The organism is Yinghuangia seranimata (assembly GCF_029953285.1).
In the GTDB taxonomy this organism is placed as follows: Bacteria; Actinomycetota; Actinomycetes; order Streptomycetales; family Streptomycetaceae; genus Yinghuangia; species Yinghuangia seranimata.
This window is the reverse complement of record NZ_JASAOI010000050.1, coordinates 66,964-84,923: the sequence shown is the minus strand read 5'-3', so window position 1 is coordinate 84,923 and position 17,960 is coordinate 66,964. Positions and strand designations below refer to the sequence as shown.

The 17,960-nt window shown below is 71.5% G+C and carries 15 protein-coding genes; 10 read left to right on the top strand and 5 right to left on the bottom strand.

The genetic code is table 11. The features are described 5' to 3' along the window. Positions 1-6: 6 nt before the first annotated feature. Complete coding sequence (locus QI554_RS30270) at positions 7-1,098, bottom strand: NAD(P)/FAD-dependent oxidoreductase (protein WP_281474344.1); 1,092 nt, start codon at positions 1,096-1,098, stop codon at positions 7-9. A gap of 257 nt (positions 1,099-1,355) precedes the next feature. Here QI554_RS30270 and QI554_RS30265 point away from each other — a divergent pair, with 257 nt between their 5' ends. From QI554_RS30265 to QI554_RS30250, 4 genes are all read left to right on the top strand, one after another. Beyond that, positions 1,356-2,441 carry a sugar ABC transporter substrate-binding protein gene (locus QI554_RS30265; protein ID WP_281474343.1) on the top strand — a complete coding sequence of 362 codons (1,086 nt, stop codon included), beginning with the start codon at positions 1,356-1,358 and terminating at the stop codon, positions 2,439-2,441. Between the two features lie 102 nt (positions 2,442-2,543). Continuing rightward, a complete protein-coding gene (locus QI554_RS30260; RefSeq protein WP_425528079.1) occupies positions 2,544-3,416 on the top strand; it encodes an ATP-binding cassette domain-containing protein in 873 nt (290 codons plus the stop codon). Beyond that, positions 3,413-4,669, top strand: a complete 1,257-nt coding sequence (locus tag QI554_RS30255) for a sugar ABC transporter permease (RefSeq protein ID WP_281474342.1) — start codon at positions 3,413-3,415, stop codon at positions 4,667-4,669. Before QI554_RS30260 ends, QI554_RS30255 begins: the two co-directional genes overlap by 4 nt. A 51-nt stretch (positions 4,670-4,720) precedes the next feature. Continuing rightward, the gene (locus QI554_RS30250; protein WP_281474340.1) at positions 4,721-5,908 is read left to right on the top strand and encodes an ROK family protein; all 1,188 of its coding nucleotides are present in this window, start codon (positions 4,721-4,723) and stop codon (positions 5,906-5,908) included. 135 nt (positions 5,909-6,043) lie between these two features. Here the strand turns inward: QI554_RS30250 and QI554_RS30245 are convergent, their stop codons facing one another. The 3 genes from QI554_RS30245 to QI554_RS30235 form a co-directional block, all read right to left on the bottom strand. Continuing rightward, positions 6,044-6,859 (bottom strand): alpha/beta fold hydrolase, encoded by an 816-nt coding sequence (locus tag QI554_RS30245; protein ID WP_281474339.1) that lies wholly within the window; start codon positions 6,857-6,859, stop codon positions 6,044-6,046. 247 nt (positions 6,860-7,106) lie between these two features. Further along, positions 7,107-7,868, bottom strand: coding sequence for an SDR family NAD(P)-dependent oxidoreductase (locus tag QI554_RS30240; RefSeq protein ID WP_281474338.1), 762 nt, complete (start codon positions 7,866-7,868; stop codon positions 7,107-7,109). Positions 7,869-8,064: 196 nt separating this feature from the next. Then, positions 8,065-9,642, bottom strand: a complete 1,578-nt coding sequence (locus QI554_RS30235; RefSeq protein WP_281474337.1) for an MFS transporter — start codon at positions 9,640-9,642, stop codon at positions 8,065-8,067. Between the two features lie 241 nt (positions 9,643-9,883). Between QI554_RS30235 and QI554_RS30230 the strand changes: the two genes are divergently transcribed. The 6 genes from QI554_RS30230 to QI554_RS30205 all read left to right on the top strand — a co-directional run bounded on the left by QI554_RS30230 (position 9,884) and on the right by QI554_RS30205 (position 16,944). Then, positions 9,884-11,176 carry a sensor histidine kinase gene (locus tag QI554_RS30230; protein WP_281474335.1) on the top strand — a complete coding sequence of 431 codons (1,293 nt, stop codon included), beginning with the start codon at positions 9,884-9,886 and terminating at the stop codon, positions 11,174-11,176. Beyond that, positions 11,140-11,784: a LuxR C-terminal-related transcriptional regulator gene (locus QI554_RS30225; protein ID WP_281474333.1), complete on the top strand. Its 645-nt coding sequence runs from the start codon at positions 11,140-11,142 to the stop codon at positions 11,782-11,784. The genes QI554_RS30230 and QI554_RS30225 overlap by 37 nt, the downstream gene beginning before the upstream one ends. Before the next feature lie 201 nt (positions 11,785-11,985). Next, positions 11,986-14,196 (top strand): MMPL family transporter, encoded by a 2,211-nt coding sequence (locus QI554_RS30220; RefSeq protein WP_281474331.1) that lies wholly within the window; start codon positions 11,986-11,988, stop codon positions 14,194-14,196. A 42-nt stretch (positions 14,197-14,238) separates the two neighbouring features. Continuing rightward, a complete protein-coding gene (locus QI554_RS30215; protein WP_281474329.1) occupies positions 14,239-15,723 on the top strand; it encodes a sensor histidine kinase in 1,485 nt (494 codons plus the stop codon). Next, positions 15,708-16,382, top strand: coding sequence for a response regulator (locus QI554_RS30210; protein WP_281474327.1), 675 nt, complete (start codon positions 15,708-15,710; stop codon positions 16,380-16,382). Before QI554_RS30215 ends, QI554_RS30210 begins: the two co-directional genes overlap by 16 nt. Before the next feature lie 97 nt (positions 16,383-16,479). Further along, positions 16,480-16,944: an NUDIX domain-containing protein gene (locus QI554_RS30205; protein WP_281474325.1), complete on the top strand. Its 465-nt coding sequence runs from the start codon at positions 16,480-16,482 to the stop codon at positions 16,942-16,944. Between the two features lie 12 nt (positions 16,945-16,956). Here QI554_RS30205 and QI554_RS30200 read toward each other — a convergent pair whose 3' ends face one another. Continuing rightward, entirely contained in the window at positions 16,957-17,853 is an 897-nt protein-coding gene (locus tag QI554_RS30200; protein ID WP_281474323.1) for a LysR family transcriptional regulator, read from the bottom strand. Positions 17,854-17,960: the final 107 nt, after the last annotated feature.

The window sequence follows — 17,960 nt, the reverse complement described above, 5'->3', positions numbered from 1 at the left end:
GAACGGTCAGGCGGTGCCGAACTGTTCGGCGAAGCGTCCGGTGAACAGGTCGGCGCCCTTCCATTCGGCGACCTGCTGGGCGGTGAGCGGCATGGGGCCGTCCTCGCCGGGGATCTGGCCGACGCCGCCGGTGGTGCCGAGCGGCAGCATGATCATGGGCGCGTCCGCGGGGCGGTAGGTGGCCTCGGGGGCGGAACCCGCGGCGTGGGCGAGGATGTTGCGCGCCACGACGTCGGCGTGCTGCATCGCGTACCCGGCCATCTTGGCCTCGGCGAGGTCGGTCAGGTCGCCGATGGCGTAGATGTGCGAGTGGCCTTCGACGGCGAGGTGTTCAGTGACGCGCACCTGGCCGGACGCGGTGCGCGCGGCCTCCAGTCCGCCGGCGAGGTAGTCGCTCGTGACCTGGACGCCGTGGCAGCGGAACCAGATGTCGGCGGTGAGCGGTCCGCCGTCGGTGTCGACGGTGAAGGCGCCGGCGCGCCCGGGCTCGGTGGCGGGCGGCGCGGACAGCGTGGTGTTCAGGCGCAGTTCGACGCCGAGGTCGTCGAGCTGCCGGTGTAGTTCCTCGCGTACGGCCGGGAGGAAGCCGGGCAGCAGTTCGCCGCGGCGGTCGACGACCGTGACGTGCTTGTCGGGCCACACCGCCTTGATCTCGCCGGCGAGTTCGAGCCCGACCGGCCCGGCGCCCAGCAGCAGGACCCGTTCGGCGTTGGCGAGTTCCTTGTGGGTGCGGTGCAGCTGGGCGAGCGCGTCGGCGGTGCTGCCGGTGGCCGGCTTGGCGGGGTACGGGTAGGCGGAGCCGGTGGCGAGCACCACGTAGTCGGCGTCGATCCGCGTGCCGGACGCGAGGGTGACGCCGTCCGGGTCGACGGAGACGGCGCGTTCGTGCACGACGGTGCCGCGCCGGAGCAGCCGGTCGTACGGGAAGAAGGCGTTGTGCGCCCAGTCGGGCCGGACCAGTGCGCGCAGTGACGCGGCGGCCTGCACGAAGCCGTCCTTGGGTTCGACGAGGACGACGTCGGTTTCGGCGTCGAGCGCCTTGGCGACCGCCGCGCCCGCGTATCCGCCGCCGACGACCGCGACCTTGGGAGAAGACATGCGTACCTCCTGGGAATCCACCGGCGTACCGGTGAGTGGTTCGTATTACGAACTATAAAAGTTCGTAGTGCGAACTTCAAGCGGAGGTTGATGCAACTAAAAGGTTGGCGATCCGGTCCGCCGAGGTCGTATTGCAGGCTCCGGCAACTTATTTCCGCTACCAGGGAGTTGGGCAGCGCGAGGGGCTAGCGAGGAGGGGATCTCATCATTACGTTGTCGCCAGCAACATAACCGGCAAGGCCCAGAAGGGACGTTGCATGACGCGCAAGAGAACCCTGGCCATGGCCCTCCTCCTCACCGCCACCGGTGTCGGAGTCGCCGCGTGCGGGAGCGACTCCGACAGCGGAGGCGACAAGAAGCCGAAGATCGGCGTGATCCTCCCGGACAGCAAGTCGTCCGCACGGTGGGAGACCGCGGACCGGAAGTACCTGACGGAGGCGTTCAAGGCGGCGGACGTCGACTACGACATCCAGAACGCCCAGGACGACAAGACCCAGTTCCAGACCATCGCCGACCAGATGATCACCAACGGTGTGGACGTCCTGGTGATCGTGAACCTGGACAGCGGCACCGGCAAGGCCGTCCTGGACAAGGCCAAGGCCCAGGGCATCGCCACGATCGACTACGACCGCCTGACCCTGGGCGGCGGCGCGCAGTACTACGTGAGCTTCGACAACGTGAAGGTCGGCCAGCGGATCGGCGAGGGCCTGGTCAAGTGCCTCACCGACATGAAGGCGGCCAAGCCGGTCGTCGCGGAGCTGAACGGCGGCCCCACGGACAACAACGCCGCCCTGTTCAAGCAGGGCTACGACGGCGTGCTCAAGCCGAAGTACGACTCGGGCGAGTACGTGAAGGGCCCCGACCAGTCCGTCCCGAAGTGGGACAACACCGAGGCCGGCACCATCTTCGAGCAGATGCTCGTCCAGAAGCCGGACATCGCGGGCGTCGTGGCGGCCAACGACGGCCTCGGCAACGCCGCGATCGCCGCGCTGCGCAAGCAGAAGCTGAACGGCAAGGTCCCGGTGACCGGGCAGGACGCCACGACGCAGGGCCTGCAGAACATCTTGGCCGGGGACCAGTGCATGACGGTCTACAAGCCGATCAAGCAGGAGGCGGACGCGCTCTCCAAGCTCGCGATCGCGCTCGCCAAGAAGCAGACGCCGACCGCGCCGGACAAGGTGCACGACCCCGACGGCAACCGCGACGTGCCGTCCGTGCTCCTGGAGGCGCAGAGCATATTCAAGGCCAACGTCAAGGACGTGGTCACCGACGGGTACGTCACCAAGCAGGAGCTGTGCGCCGGGGAGTTCGCCGCCAAGTGCGCCGAGGCCGGCATCAACTGACGCACCCGTACCCGTGGTTCCAGCCGTTTCGCAGCGCCGGCCCGGTGCCGTCCGATGATCGTCGGCACCGGGCCGGCGGCCACCTCGCCAGGAGGGTCCGCAGTGTCCCCAGCCACCTCGATATCCGAGGGTTACTCCGCGTCCGCGTCGCCGGATGCCCCGCCGGTCCTCGAACTGCGCGGTATCAACAAGAGCTTCGGCCCGGTACACGTGCTGCGCGACGTCGACCTGACGGTCCGCGCGGGCGAAGTCACCGCACTCGTCGGTGACAACGGCGCCGGCAAGTCGACGCTCGTGAAGTGCATCGGGGGCATCCACCCCGCGGATTCCGGCAGTTACCTGTTCGAGGGCCAACCGGTGAAGGTCGACAGCCCGCGGGCCGCCGCCGAGCTCGGCGTCGAGATCGTGTACCAGGACCTCGCGCTGTGCGACAACCTCGACATCGTCCAGAACATGTTCCTCGGCCGCGAGACGACCAAGCGCTTCGTCCTGGACGAGGTGACGATGGAGCAGTTGGCGGCGGACACCCTCGCGAGCCTGTCGGTGCGCACGGTCACGTCCGTGCGCCAGCGGGTCGCCAGCCTGTCGGGCGGCCAGCGCCAGACCGTCGCGATCGCCAAGGCCGTGCTGTGGAACAGCAAGGTCGTGGTCCTTGACGAACCCACCGCAGCGCTCGGCGTCGCGCAGACCGCGCAGGTCCTCGAACTCGTGCGCAGGCTCGCCGACAAGGGCCTTGCGGTGGTGCTCATCTCGCACAACATGAACGACGTCTTCGCGGTCGCGGACCGCATCGCGGTGCTGTACCTCGGACGGATGACCGCGCAGGTCAGCACGTCCGACGTGACGCACTCGCAGGTCGTCGAGCTGATCACCACAGGGCGGGGCGCGGCGACGCGCCGCGAGGCCCCGGACGAACCGAACGGCACCGCGGGCGCCGACGGCACGAGCGAGTGGAAGAACGGAGAACGGCCATGACGACCGGAGCGCTGAGCGGGACCGGCGCGCGCGATTCCGCGTGGACGCCGGTGGTCGACCACTTCCGCGATTACGTGGCCCGGCTGCGCGGCGGCGACATGGGCGTGCTGCCCGCGCTGCTCGGACTGACCGCGCTGTGCACGGCCTTCTCGATCATGCGGCCGCGCTTCCTGACGTCCGGCAACTTCGCGAACCTGTTCACGCAGGGCGCCGCCGTCACGATCATCGCGATGGGCCTGATCTTCGTACTCGTACTCGGCGAGATCGACCTGTCCGCGGGCTTCGCCAGCGGCGTGTGCGCCGCCGTGGCCGCGGTTCTGATGGACAGTCACGGGGTGCCCTGGTACCTGGCGGTGGCCGCCGCGCTCGCGACCGGTGTCGTGATCGGCCTGGGTATCGGCTTCTTGGTGGCCAAGCTCGGCATACCGTCGTTCGTCGTCACACTCGGCGCGTTCCTGGCCTTCCAGGGAGTGCTGCTGAAGATCGTGCAGGACGGCAAGAACATCTCCGTGCACGACAGCACGATCCTCGCCATCGCGGGCAAGAACGTGACCCCGTGGTTGGGCTGGCTGATGGCCGCCGCGGCTGTCGGCTGCTACGCCGCAGTGCAGTTCACCCGTGCGATCAGTCGCGCGAAGCGGGGCCTGGCGACGCCGCCGACGGCGGTGACCGCGTTGCGCGTGGGCGCGCTGGCGGTGCTGGTCGGCGCCGGCGTGTACGCGCTCAACCTGGAGCGCAGCCGCAATGCGGCGGTCGCGTCCCTCAAGGGCGTGCCCATCGTGGTGCCGGTGATCGTGGTGCTGCTGGCGCTGGGCACGTTCGTGCTGCGGCGGACCGCGTACGGCCTCAGCCTGTACGCCGTCGGCGGCAACCGCGAGGCGGCCCGCCGCGCCGGTATCAACGTCGACCGGGTGCGGATCTCGGCGTTCGTGATCTGCTCGACGCTGGCCGCGGTCGGCGGCATCGTCGCCGCGTCGCGCGCCAACTCGGTGGACCCGAACACCGGCGGCAGCAACGTGCTGCTGTACGCGGTGGGCGCGGCGGTGATCGGCGGCACGAGCCTGTTCGGCGGCAAGGGCCGGGTGCTCGACGCCGTGCTCGGCGGCGCCGTGGTCGCGGTCATCGACAACGGCATGGGACTCATGGGGTACAGCGCCGGCGTGAAATATATTGTCACCGGCTCCGTTTTGCTCCTGGCTGCCGGCGTGGACGCGCTGTCGCGGAAGCGGGCCGAGGCCTCCGGTCTCCGGTGAGTTCCGGTGGACGCCAGGGACACGGCCGAGAGGAACGGGGACCGCGAGGGCATGCGCGCAGCGCCGACGCAAGAAGACATCCGCAGACAGAACCTGGGTGCGCTGCTGCGCCGGGTACACATCCTCGGACCGGTCTCGCGCGCCCAGCTGACCGCCGGCATGGGCCTGAACCGCAGCACGATCGGCGCGCTGACCACCGACCTGACCGAGGCCGGCCTGGTGCTGGAGGAGCAGCCTCGGGATCCGGGCGGCGGCCGGGGCCGGCCGTCGCTGGTGGTGCGGGCACGTTCCCAGCGGGTGTACGTGCTGGCGTTCGGCGTCGGCGTGGACCGGCTGGTCGCGGCCCGGGTCGGGCTCGGCGGGGCGATCCTGGACCGCCGTGAGATACAGCGTCCCGGGGGGCCTTTCGGCGTCGACGAAACCCTGGAACGGCTCGCCGAGTTCGCCGCCGCGCTGAGCGAGGCGGCGGCGCCCGAGGCGCGGTGCGTGGGGGCCGCGGCGGCGGTTCCGGCGATGGTCGCGCGGGACGGCGGCGAGCTGCGGTACGGGCCGAACATCGGGTGGCGCGCCGAGCCGTTCGGCGCGCGCCTGTCGGCGGCGGCGGGCCGCGAGGTGGTCATCGGCAACGACGGAGACCTGGGCGCGTTGGGCGAGCACACGCGCGGTGCGGCGGTCGGCTACGACGACGCGGTGTACATCCACGGCGACGTCGGCATCGGTGGCGGCATCATCGCGGGCGGCCGCCCGCTCACCGGTGCCGACGGATGCGCCGCCGAGATCGGGCACATGGTGGTGAATCCGGACGGCAGGCCGTGCCCCTGCGGCTCGTACGGCTGTTGGGAGACCGAGATCGGCGAGGCCGCGCTGCTGCGCGGCCCGGGGCGCGGCGGCACGCTCGGCCGGGACGCGGTGCACGCCGCGGTCGACGCGGCCTCGCGCGGTGACAAGGACGCCGAGGAGACGCTGCGCACGGTCGGGGACTGGTTGGGCATCGGTGTCGCGAACCTCGTGAACCTGCTGAACCCGCGGATCGTGGTGTTCGGCGGGACGCTGCGGATCGTGTACCCGGCGACGGCGGCGCAGGTGCGCAGCCGCATCAACCGCACCGCGTTGGCCACGCACCGCGAGCATCTGCGGCTGCGCACGGCGGTGCTGGGGGACGACGCGCCGCTGCACGGTGCGGCGGAGCTGGCGTTCACGGGGCTGTTCGACAACCCGCTGGAGTTCACGTCGTCCTGACCCTCCGCCGGCTCAGGAGCGGGGGCCAGGACGACGTGTCCGGTCGGCTGCGGGGAGCGCGGCCGATCCGTTTCGCACGGCAGGGAACCCGGCGTGGGGACGGTGCTCCCTGCCGCGGCCAGGGGATCGACGGGACTACTCGCCGTCGAGGAACTCGCGGACGAGCCGGGTGAACTCGGCCATGCGCTCGTAGACGACGATGTGGCCGGTGTCGAACTCGGCGTAGCGGCTGCCGGGGATCGCCTTGTGCATGTCGTGCTGGTTGCCGACCGGGATGGTGGCGTCCTGCGCGCCGCCGACGACGAGCGTGCGGGCGGTGATGTCGCGCAGGTGGGCGCGGGCGTCGAAGGTGAGGTTGAAATCGATCTGACGCAGCGTCGGCGGCGTGGGCCGCATGAACGCCGTCGCCTGCTCGACGGCTTCGCGGCCGATGCGGTTGAGGTGGTCGCGGCTGAAGGCGGTGAACGTCGCGAACCGGCCGAACGTCTCGGGCTTGTCGGCGAGGTCGCGCCAGACGGTCATCATGTTGCGGATGTACTCGTCGTCGGGGCTGGCCCAGCCGGACACGAGCACGAGGTTCTCGACCAGGTCGGGGCGGGCGGCGGCGGCCGCGGCGGCGACCGCCGCGCCCAGCGAGAAGCCGAGCAGGTCGACCGGGCCGCGGGTGGCCTCGATCGCGGCGACGACCTGTGCGGCGAGCAGGTCGAGGGTCAGCGGGCCGCCGTCGTCCTCGGCGGTGTCGCTGCCCGACAGGTCCGGCAGCACGACCGGCCCGCGGTCGGAGAACCCGCCGAGCAACGGGTCCCACATGCCCGAGCCGCCGCCGGTGCCGTGCACCAGGACGAGCGGGCGGGCGGCGCCCGCGGACGGCTGGGTGCGGACCTGGATGCGGGTGCCGGCGACCGCGAGGGTCGCGGTCTCCGTCTTGTAAGTCTCGAGCGTGGCGGTCACTCGTTCACCCTCTTTCCTGTGGCCCCCGCAAGGGGGGGCATGGTGGCGGCCGGCGTCCGGGCGGATGCCCGGTGGTGCGTGCTGCGCTTCCTGACAGGAACGAGTCTGTCGGCGTGCCACTGGGCTGAGGAGCGGAGCGGTGTGGCTAGGACCGGGAGTACTAGTGACCGCCGAAAGGGACCGCCCGAAGGGGACTTCGCGCCCCGGAAGTCCCCTTCGGGCAGCAGGTCGGAGACCCCCCGCCGGGTCAGCGGGCGGTGAAGCCGCCGTCGATCGCGAGTGCGGCGCCGGTGATGAAGGACGCCTCGTCGCTGAGCAGGAACGCGACGGACGCGGCGATCTCCTCGGGCTGCGCGATGCGCTCCATCGGGTGGAGCGACGCGATGTGCGCGACGGCCTCCTCGGTGGTGCCCATCGACGCGCGGAACAGCGGGGTGTCCACGCCGCCGCTGGTGATGGCGTTGACGCGGACGCCCTGCGCGGCGGTCTCCAGCGCGGTCGCGCGGGTCAGGCCGACGACGGCGTGCTTGGCGGCGACGTACGGCGCGACCATGCCCATGCCGACGACGCCCAGGTTGGACGCGTTGTTGACGATGGCGCCGCCGCCGTTCGCGAGCATCGCGGGGATCTGGTGCTTGAGGCTGTAGAACACCGAGTTGAGGTTGTGGTCGAGTTCGGCGTTCCAGCTCTCGGTGGCGACGTCCTGGATGTCGCCGTAGGCGTTGACGCCTCCGACGTTGTTGAACGCGGCGTCCAGGCGGCCGAATTCGGAGACGGTGGCGGCGACCAGCGCGGCCACCTCGTCTTCGACGGTCAGGTCGGTGCGGACGAACGTCGCCCACGCGTCCTGGGCGCGGAGCTTGGCCACCACCTCCTCACCGACGTCCTTGCGGCGTCCGGCGATGACGACGCGGGCGCCTTCGGAGGCGACGCGCTCCGCGACGGCGAGGCCGATGCCCGACGTGCCACCCGTGACGAGAACGACCTTGGCGTCGAAGCGAGCAGACATGGTGGTGCCTTTCCTTGTGGGGGAGGGGTGTTGGGGTGTCTGCCGGGCCCGGCGTGTCGATCACCTGACCTCAAGACTGCGGCATCGTGTGGGTGGCGGCTGGCGGTAATCGGCCATCGCGTGGCGGGCCCGCGGGACCCCGCAGAACGCACGCGGGGCCCGGCCGAAGCCGGGCCCCGCGCGGTGTCTCGTCCGGTCAGGCGACCAGCGCGACCTCCTGCGCCGTGTCCGCCTCGTCGGCGTCGTTCTCCTCGATGGTGGCCGGCACACCGCGCAGGGCGTACGTCGCGGCCACCGCGGTCAGCAGGGCCAGCCCCGCGCTGACCAGCGCGGCGACGTGCATGCCGCCGACGAAGGCGTGCTGCGCCGCGTCCACGACCCGGCCGGCGAGGTCGCCGGGCAGGTGCGCCGCGCCGACGACCGCGCCGCCGAGCGAGTCCTTGGCGCCGTCCGCGCTCTCGGCCGGGACGCCGGCGGGCAGCTCCAGGTTGCCGCGGTAGGCGCTGTTCAAGACGGAGCCGAGGACCGCCATGCCGAGCGCGCCGCCGAGTTCGGTCGCGGTCTCGGAGATCGCGGAGGCGGCACCGGCGCGCTCCTTCGGCACAGCCGCGAGGACCATGTCGGCGGTGACGGTCATCGCCATGCCCATCCCGAAGCCGACCGGCAGCATCGCGGCGACCAGCGTGGGGTAGTTCGAAGCGGTGCCGGTCAGCGTGTAGAGCGTGAACCCGGCGGCGGAGACGGCCAGTCCGAGGCCGATGGTGCGGCCGCGGCCGAGCTTGGTGATGAGTCCCGCGGCGAGCGCGCCGCCGGTCATCGCGGCGACCGCGCCGGGCAGGCCGGCCAGGCCGGACTTGAGCGGCGACCAGCCCAGCACGAACTGGAAGTACTGCGCGAAGATCAGCGACTGGGCGACGAGCGCGAACATCGCGAACGCGTTGGCGGTGATCGCGCCGGCGAACGCCCGCTCACGGAACAGCCGGACGTCGATCAGCGGCTCCTCGACCCGGGTCTGGCGGACGACGAACAGCGTGAGCGCGACGGCGCCGATCAGCGCGGAGACCAGCACGGAGTTCTGGGCGACGCCGCCGTGCGCGGCCTCCTTGACGGCGTAGACCAGGCCCAGGATGCCGACGATCGACAGCGGGACGCTCGGCACGTCCAGGCGGCCCGGGCGGGGGTTGCGCGACTCGGGGAGCACGATCAGGCCCGCGACGAACAGCACCGCCATGATCGGCAGGTTGACCAGGAACACCGAGCCCCACCAGAAGTGGTCGAGCATCAGGCCGCCGAGGATCGGGCCGAGCCCGACGCCCGCGCCGCTGACACCGCTCCAGATGCCGACCGCGGCGGTGCGCTCCTTCGGGTCGGTGAAGACGTTGCGGATCAGCGACAGCGTGGACGGCATGATCGTGGCACCCGCGACGCCGAGCAGGGCGCGCGCCGCGATCAGCATCTCCGGCGTCGTCGCGTACGCGGTGAGGACCGACGCGACGCTGAACGCCGCCGTGCCGGCGAGCAGCAGCCGCTTGCGGCCGATCCGGTCGCCGAGCCAGCCCATGGTGACCAGCAGGCCGGCGAGCGCGAACCCGTAGCCGTCCGCGATCCACAGCAGCTGGGTGGAGCTCGGGTCGAGGTCGTTGATCAGCCCGGGGATCGCCAGGTGCAGCGCCCCCATGTCGATGGTGAGCATGAGAGCGGCCAGGCAGCCGATCGCCAGCGTGCCCCACTTGCGGCCGTTCGAGATCCCGGTGGCTGTGGTGTTCGTCGTCATGGGAAGGACTGTGCCGGGGGCCGCTGACCGGGTGCCGACCGTGCGCTGACCGTGTCCGGCGCACCTCGGTCAGCGGCGGTCAGCGGCAGTCAGCGGTGGGGGTGGGCAGCCCGGGGGAAGGGGTGGGTTCAGGCCCACCCCGGATCGGGGGCGGGAGCCAGTGCCCCCGGAGCGGGGCCTCGGCAGACTCTCTGGTGTAGGAAGAAGCCCGAGGTCAGGGCAACATCGCCGAGGAGGAACGATGAACGGCAAGGGGATCGGGGCGCGGATCCGCGCGGGCGGCGTCGACGCGGTGCGCGGGCTCGCGCTGGTGCCGTCGATGGTCCTCGGGCTGGTGCTGTTCTGCCTGACGGTGACGTTCCTGCCGCTGATGATCATCGGTATCGGCGTTTTGGTGGTGCCGGTGCTGGTGAGCGCGACCCGGGGGCTGGCCAACCACGCGCGGCGGCGCAGCGAGGCGTGGACGGGCGTCCGCATCGCCGAGCCGTACCGCCCGCGGCCGCACTTCGACAGCGGCATCCCCGGTGTCGTGCAGCGTCTGCGCTGGATGCTGACCGACCCGGCGACGTGGCGTGACCTGCTGTGGACGCTCGCCGACCTGGCGGTCGGGCTGGCGCTGGCGATCATGGCGCTCGGGTTCATCGCCGAGGGCGTGTTCGGGATGCTGCAGCCGTTCCTGTGGAAGCCGATCACCGAGGCCGGGGACAGCGGCTGGTACACGTTCCTCAAGGTCGACAGCGACAGCCGCGCGGTCATGGCGGTGTTCCTCGGTATGGCGTACGTCGTGGTCGGCTTCGCGATCGCCCCGGCGATGCTCAAGGCGCACGCTCTGTTCACGCGTTCGCTGCTGGCGCCCACCAAGAAGGCCGAGATGCTGCTGCGGGTCGCCCACCTGACCGACACCCGCTCGGCCGCGGTCGACGCCTCGGCCGCCGAACTGCGGCGCATCGAGCGCGACTTGCACGACGGTGCGCAGGCCCGGCTGGTCGCGATGGGGATGAACCTGGGTGCGGCCGAAAGCCTGATGGAGAGCAACCCCGAGGCGGCGCGGCAGCTGCTGAGCGAGACCCGTGAGGCGTCGGCGAAGGCCCTGCACGAACTGCGCGACCTGGTGCGCGGCATCCACCCGCCGGTCCTGGCGGACCGCGGCCTGGGCGACGCGGTGCGGGCGATCGCGCTGGAGAGCCCGCTGAACGTCGAGGTGACGGTGGCGCTTTCGGGTCGTCCGCCGGCGCCGGTCGAGTCTGCGGCGTACTTCGCGGTCATGGAGGTGCTGACCAACGCGGCCAAGCACTCCGGCGCCCGCAACGTGTGGGTCGACCTGCGCTACCGGGCCGGGCGCCTGCACATCGACGTCATCGACGACGGCCGCGGCGGTGCGTCGCTCAACAAGGGCACGGGACTTCGCGGCATCGAGCGGCGGCTGGGTACATTCGACGGGACACTCGCCCTCGACTCCCCCGAGGGCGGCCCGACGACGGTGACCATGGAGCTGCCGTGCGAGTTGTCCTCGCCGAAGACCTCGCCCTCCTGAGGGACGGGCTGGTCCGCCTGCTCGAAGCCCACGGCTGCGACATCGTCGCGGCCGTGGACAACGGGCCGGAACTGCTCAAGGCGCTGGTCGAGCACAAACCCGATGTCGCGGTCGTCGACGTACGACTGCCCCCCACGTTCACCGATGAGGGCCTCCAGGCGGCGCTGGAGGCCCGTCGTCGTGTTCCCGGGCTGCCGGTGCTGGTGCTGTCGCAGTACGTCGAGCAGCTGTACGCGCGGGAGTTGCTCGCCGACGGGTCGGGCGGGGTCGGCTACCTGCTGAAGGACCGGGTGTTCGACACCGGCCAGTTCGTCGAGGCGGTGAACCGGGTCGCGGCCGGCGGCACCGCGATGGACCCCGAGGTCATCTCGAAGCTGCTCGCGCACAACACGCAGAAGGCGCCGCTGGCGCAGCTGACCGAGCGCGAGCGGGAGGTGCTGGAGCTGATGGCGCAGGGCCGGTCGAACGCGGCGATCGCGAAGCAGCTCTTCGTCTCGGAGGGCGCGGTCAGCAAGCACACGACGAGCATCTTCGGGAAGCTCGGCGTCCACGCGTCGGACGACGACAACCGGCGGGTGCTCGCGGTGCTGGCGTACCTGAACGCCTGACCTCGGGGGCGCGGGGACCACGGAACCGGGGGCCCGTACTCCCGCTGTAGTACGCCCCGGGGGCGGCTTCTGCGAGGGGCGTGCGGGTGCCTCGTTCAGCGGGTGGAACTTCTCTGACCTGCGGGTTCTGGGTTTGTGTATAGCACACATATCTCCCTACCTTCGAACGTTGCCAGCCGCAGCGGTCGAAGGAGAGAGAGCATGTTCGGACGACTCGGAAGGCTCGTCGTCCACCATCCCTGGAAGGTCATCGCCGCATGGCTCGTGGCCGCGGTCGCCCTGGTGGCGTTCGCCCCGAAGCTGTCGGACATCACCAACCAGGACACGGCGAGCTTCCTGCCCGACAAGTACGAGTCCGTCCAGGCGGCCGATCTCGCGGAGAAGCAGTTCCCGCAGTCCAAGGACCAGAGCGCGCTGACGATCTTCAAGCGCGCCGACGGCGCTCCGCTGACCCCGGCCGACGAGGCCAAGGTCCGGGAGATCGCCGGCAGGCTGCACGACGCCACGGTGACGACGGCGCCCGCCGACCAGCAGAAGGTCGGTGACATCACGTCGCTGGCCGCCGGGCAGGTGTCCGAGAACAAGAAGATCCACTTGATGAACGTCACCATCAAGGGCAACGCTCAGGACACCAAGGTCAACGACGCGGTCAAGGACCTTCGTGAGAAGACCAAGCCGCTGCTCCAGGGCACCGACCTGAAGGCCGGCTACACCGGCGGGCCCGCGATGATGCTCGACAACCAGGACGCCTTCAAGAAGGCCGAGGCGATCGTCGGCATCGTGACGATCGTGCTGATCCTGGTCCTGCTGCTGCTCATCTACCGCAGCCCGGTCGCCGCGTTCCTGCCGATCGTCGTGGTCGGCCTGGTCGCGATGGTGGCCCCGGCGGTGATCGCGATGGCGGGCAAGGCGTTCGACTTCCAGGTCGAGCAGTCCTTGCAGACCATCCTCATCGTGGTGCTGTTCGGCATCGGCACCGACTACATCCTCTTCCTGTTGTTCCGGTACCGGGAGCGGCTCCGGGCTGGCGACGACAAGAAGCAGGCCATGATCGTCGCGGTCGAGCGCGTCGGCGAGGCCATCGCTTCGGCGGCCGGCGCGGTCGTCATCGCGTTCGGCGCGATGCTGCTCGCCACGCTCGGCAGCTTCCGGTCGATGGGCCCCGGCCTCGCCATCGCGGTCATCGTCATGGCGATCGCCGGCCTCACCCTGGTCCCGGCCGTCGTGTCGCTGCTCGGCCCGAAGGTGTTCTGGCCGTCGAAGGGCTGGCAGAAGCAGCCCGAGGGCACCACGTTCGCGAAGCTCGGCGCGCTCACCGGCCGCAAGCCGGTCGCCGTCGCGGTGGTCTCCGGTGTGATCATGGTCGCGCTCGCGTCCGGCCTGCTCGGCTTCAAGGCGGACTACGACCAGATCGGGCAGCTGCCGAGCAACACCGAGTCGGCCAAGGCCATGAAGGACATGCAGTCCGGCTTCCCGGCGGGCATGCTCAACCCGACGCAGGTGTACGTCTCGTCCAAGACCGACCAGCCGCTCGACCACGAGGTCGTCGACGCGTACGCCGACTCCCTGGGCAAGGCGGACGGCGTCGGTGCGGTCAAGGCGGTCTCCAAGCCGGACGAGCCCAAGCGGTACGTCACGTACAGCGGCGACGGCATGTCCGCCGAAATCCAGCTGGTCCTCAAGGAGAGCCCGTACACCAACGCGGCGCTCGACGCGATCAAGCCGCTGCGCGCGACCGCGGACCGGACGGCCCCGGCCGGCACGGACGTCGTCGTCGGCGGCGCGACCGCGCAGTTCACCGACGTGCGCACCGCGACCAACCACGACATGAAGGTCATCTTCCCGGTGGCCGGCTTGCTGATCGCGCTGATCCTCGGCCTGCTGCTGCGCAGCGTCGTGGCACCCTGGTACCTGATGCTCGCGGTGGTGCTCGGCTACGCGTCGACCCTCGGCGCGACGGTGCTGGTCTTCCAGGGGCTCGCCGACAAGGCCGGCGTGATGTTCTCGCTGCCGATCATGATCTACATGTTCGTGGTCGCGATCGGGACGGACTACAACATCCTGATGGTGGCGCGCCTGCGCGAGGAGGCGCAGGAGGGGCACAAGCCGCGCAAGGCCGCGGCGCTCGCCATCGAGCACGCGGGCCCCTCGATCGCCGCTGCGGGTGTCATCCTTGCCGGGACGTTCGCTTCCCTGATGTTCGCCGGCATGAGCATGATGACCGAGATGGGCTTCGCGGTCTCGGCCGGCATCTGCATCTCGGCGTTCGTGATGTCGATGTTCCTGGTCCCGGCGGTGACCGCGCTGATCGGCAACCGCGCGTGGTGGCCGGGGCACGGCGCCGACCCGCGGACCGGGCACGGCGGCGGGCACGGCGACGAGGACCGCGAGCCGGTTCTCGCCGGGCGGTGACGCACGGCGGATGATGGACCGAAGGACCACTGAGGAGAAGTGATGCAGCAGCAGGAGGGCCCCGTACGCACCGACGCGCGGGGCCCCCTGTCTCCTGTCGGGGCCGGGGCGGACGTGCGGCCCGCTCCGGATGGTGACTCGCGCCGGGTCGACAGCGCTGTCGGCACGGCCCCCGACACCGCGCCGACCGACACGACGCCGACCGACACCGCGCGGTGCGACAGCGCGGCGGGCGGCGACACCAAGACCCTCGCCGCGCGCTGGCAGCGCTGGTCGCAGTGGGGGAGCGCGCTGCGCCGCCACCCGTGGGCGTCCGACATCGTGCTCGTGGTGTTCCTGACCGCCGCCGTGATCGGCGGGGCCATCGCGCCGACCCAGAAGCACAACGTCAGCGGCCACCCGAACGCCCTCAACCTGACGATCGCGGTCCTGACCTGCCTGGTGCTGCTGCGCCGCCGCCAGCACCCGCTGCTGGTGCTGGCGCTCACCGAGCTCGGCCAGCTCGCCTATCTGGCGGCCGACGGCCGGGACGGCTCGATCCTGATGCCGACCCTGATCGCCCTGTACACGGTGGCGTCGCGCGAGCGGCTGCGCCGTTCGCTGTGGATCGCGTCCGCGATCGCCGTCGCGCACACCGTGATCCGGCTGTCGGTGCTCGGCTCGTCGTTCCTGCGCCCGGAGAACTACCTGGGCGTGGTGTGGCTCTACCTGCCCGTCGCGGTCGGCGAGGCGGTGCGCGCCAAGCGCGCCTACTGGGCCGAGGTGCAGGCCCGGCTCGCCCGGGCCGACCACGACCGCGAGGAGGAGGCGCGCCGCCGGGTGACCGCGGAGCGCATGCGCATCGCGCGCGAGCTGCACGACGTCGTCGCGCACAGCATCGCGATGATCAACATCCAGGCCGGGGTCGCGGCGCACGTCATCGACCAGGACGTCGGCCAGGCCCGACAGGCGCTCGTGCACATCAAGGAGGCCAGCCGCGACGCGCTGGCCGAGCTGCGGACGACGCTCGGCGTGCTGCGCCAGGACGGCGAGACCGACCATCCGACCGAGCCCACGCCCGGCGCGGACGGCATCGGCGCGCTGGTCACGTCGTACCGCACCGCGGGGCTGCCGGTGCTGCTCGAGGTGTCCGGCGGCGAGCGGGCGCTGCCCACGCCGGTCGGCCTCGCGCTGTACCGGATCGTGCAGGAGTCGCTGACCAACGCGGTCAAGCACGCCGGGCCCGGCGCGAGCGCCACCGTGCGGATCGCGTACCGGCCGAAGGTCGTCGAGGTCGAGGTCACCGACGACGGCCGCGGCGGGTCCGAGGCGGCCGGCTCGGGCACCGGGCACGGCGTCCTCGGCATGCGCGAGCGGGCCACCGCGGTCGGCGGGACCCTCGAGGTCGGGCCGAGCGCGCCGCGCGGGTTCGCGGTGCGGGCGCTGCTGCCGGCCGACGGCCTGCCCGTACCGCCGGGCGCGCTGCCGCGCGAGGCCGGCGCGGAAGACCGTTCACCGACGGAAGGAATCCCATGGTCCGGGTGCTGATCGCCGACGACCAGCTGCTGGTGCGCGCCGGCTTCAAGGTGCTCATCGGCTCCGATCCCGAGCTGGAGGTCGTCGGCGAGGCGGCGACGGGCGCCGAGGCGGTGAAGCTGGCCCGCGAGACCCGCGCCGACGTCGTGCTGATGGACATCCGCATGCCCGAGATGGACGGCCTGGAGGCGACCCGGCGCATCGTCGGCGACGAGGACCTCGCGGGGGTGAAGGTGCTCGTGCTGACCACCTTCGAGGTCGACGACTACGTCTTCGAGGCGCTGCGCGCGGGCGCGAGCGGCTTCCTGGTCAAGGACACCGAGCCGGCGGACCTGCTGCGGGCCATCAAGACCGTCGCGGCGGGCGAGTCGCTGCTGTCGCCGGGCGCGACGCGCGCGCTGGTGGGCCGCTTCCTGGCGCAGCCCGAGCCCAAGGTCGCCACGCCGGACCGGCTGACCGCGCTCACCGACCGCGAGCGCGAGGTGCTGGCGCTGGTCGCGTCGGGGATGAGCAACGACGAGATCGCCGAGCACCTGTTCGTGTCGCCGCTGACCGCCAAGACGCACGTCAGCCGCGCGATGGTGAAGCTCGGCGCGCGGGACCGGGCGCAACTCGTGGTCATCGCCTACGAGTCGGGTGTGGTCCGGCCGGGCCCGGGCGCGGCGGGGTAGCGCCACCCCGGGGATCTTGTCCCGGAGCGCGCGCATGAACGCGGCCGCGGATCGGAATGATCCCTTCAGGTAATCCGGCTGCCCTCTGGAGTGCACGATGCGGGAAGTGGTCAAACGGACGGCTCGCGCGATCCTGCTCGACGACGAGGACCGGCTGGTCCTGATCAAGCGCACCAAGCCGGGGGCCACCCCGTACTGGATCACGCCCGGCGGCGGCGTCGAGCCGGGCGACACGACCGTGGTGGAGGGGCTGCGCCGCGAGGTGCTGGAGGAGCTCGGCGCGAAACTGGCGTCGTGCGTACCGGCGTTCGTCGACACCGTGCCGGAGACCGGCGGCGGTGTGAAGGTGCAGCACTTCTTCGCGTGCCGCCTCGAGTCGATCGACCCGTCGCTGCGGCACGGGCCTGAAGTCGAGGAGCCGAACGGCACCTACACCGTGGTCCGCGTGCCGTTCACGCCGGAAGGGCTGGCGACGGTCGACGTGGTGCCGGCGACCCTGGCGGCCTATCTGACGGCGAACGTCGAGGGCATCCTGACGCTGCTCGCCAAGGACCTGGACTAGCCATGGGCCGGGTCACCAGTCGGCGGCGCGGGCGAGCAGGCGGCCGTGCAGCTGTGCGAGGTGCGGGCGGCTGAGTTCGCCGGTGCGTACCGCGAGGAACAGCGTGTTCAGCGGCGGGATCTCGGGTTCGAGCAGGGCGACGATCGAGGCCGCGGCCAGGTCGTCATCGCACAGGTAGCGGGGCAGCACGGCGATGCCGGCGCCGGCGCGCACCGCGTCGAGGACGGCCCGCAGGTCCGGCACCACGACGCCCGCGGGCGCGGTGGGCTTGCTGTCGAACACGCTGGCCCAGTACCGCTCGACGAGCGGCTGGTCCTCGCTGTCGGAGATGAGCGGGGCGCCGTCGAGGGCGACCGGGCCGCCCGCCTCTATCCGGCGGCGGGGGAGCCGTTCGGCCCACACGGGAGCGCCGACGAGCACGTACTCCTCGTCTGCGAGCGGGGTGGCGACGATGCCGCGGCCGCGTGGGCGCACGTCGGACACGACGATGTCGTGGCGCGCGGCGGCGAGCCCGGCCAGCAGGTCGTCGCCGTGCCCGAGGGTGATCCGCAGCCGCAGACCGCGGCGCACCAGGTCGGCGAGCGCGGGCAGCACCCGGCGCCCGGTGATCTCCGGCGGGCCGGCCAGGTGCACGGTCTGCTGGAACGGATCGGTGCCGAGCACGTCGCGTGCGGTGATCTCCTCGAGCGCGTCGAGGTGCGGGGCGAGTTTGGCGGCGAGTTCGTCGGCGATCGTGGTCGGGGTGACGCCGCGCGGCAGCCGTTCGAACAGCTGGCGGCCGACCTGCTTTTCCAGGCTGCGGATCTGCGCGGTGATCGCGGGCTGCGACAGGTCGAGCAGGTGCGCGGCACGGGTGAACGATCCCGCCCGATGGACCGCCAGGAAGGTGCGCAGCAACGTCAGATCCACTGACCCCCCCTGTACCGATCGACCCCGCCCCGTGGGCCGCCCCGTTGTGCCCTGTTGCAGTTTCGGCCCGCAAGGGGCCGCTGTCATCCTTGACGCGCCCAAGGGCG

Excerpts from the sequence above, each read along its gene's own strand:
- QI554_RS30205 (WP_281474325.1), top strand. The coding sequence starts at position 16,480 with ATGCGGGAAGTGGTCAAACGGACGGCTCGCGCGATCCTGCTCGACGAC.
- QI554_RS30255 (WP_281474342.1), top strand. The coding sequence starts at position 3,413 with ATGACGACCGGAGCGCTGAGCGGGACCGGCGCGCGCGATTCCGCGTGG.
- QI554_RS30220 (WP_281474331.1), top strand. The coding sequence starts at position 11,986 with ATGTTCGGACGACTCGGAAGGCTCGTCGTCCACCATCCCTGGAAGGTC.
- QI554_RS30250 (WP_281474340.1), top strand. The coding sequence starts at position 4,721 with ATGCGCGCAGCGCCGACGCAAGAAGACATCCGCAGACAGAACCTGGGT.
- QI554_RS30230 (WP_281474335.1), top strand. The coding sequence starts at position 9,884 with ATGAACGGCAAGGGGATCGGGGCGCGGATCCGCGCGGGCGGCGTCGAC.
- QI554_RS30215 (WP_281474329.1), top strand. The coding sequence starts at position 14,239 with ATGCAGCAGCAGGAGGGCCCCGTACGCACCGACGCGCGGGGCCCCCTG.
- QI554_RS30240 (WP_281474338.1), bottom strand. The coding sequence starts at position 7,868 with ATGTCTGCTCGCTTCGACGCCAAGGTCGTTCTCGTCACGGGTGGCACG.
- QI554_RS30270 (WP_281474344.1), bottom strand. The coding sequence starts at position 1,098 with ATGTCTTCTCCCAAGGTCGCGGTCGTCGGCGGCGGATACGCGGGCGCG.
- QI554_RS30265 (WP_281474343.1), top strand. The coding sequence starts at position 1,356 with ATGACGCGCAAGAGAACCCTGGCCATGGCCCTCCTCCTCACCGCCACC.
- QI554_RS30210 (WP_281474327.1), top strand. The coding sequence starts at position 15,708 with ATGGTCCGGGTGCTGATCGCCGACGACCAGCTGCTGGTGCGCGCCGGC.
- QI554_RS30235 (WP_281474337.1), bottom strand. The coding sequence starts at position 9,642 with ATGACGACGAACACCACAGCCACCGGGATCTCGAACGGCCGCAAGTGG.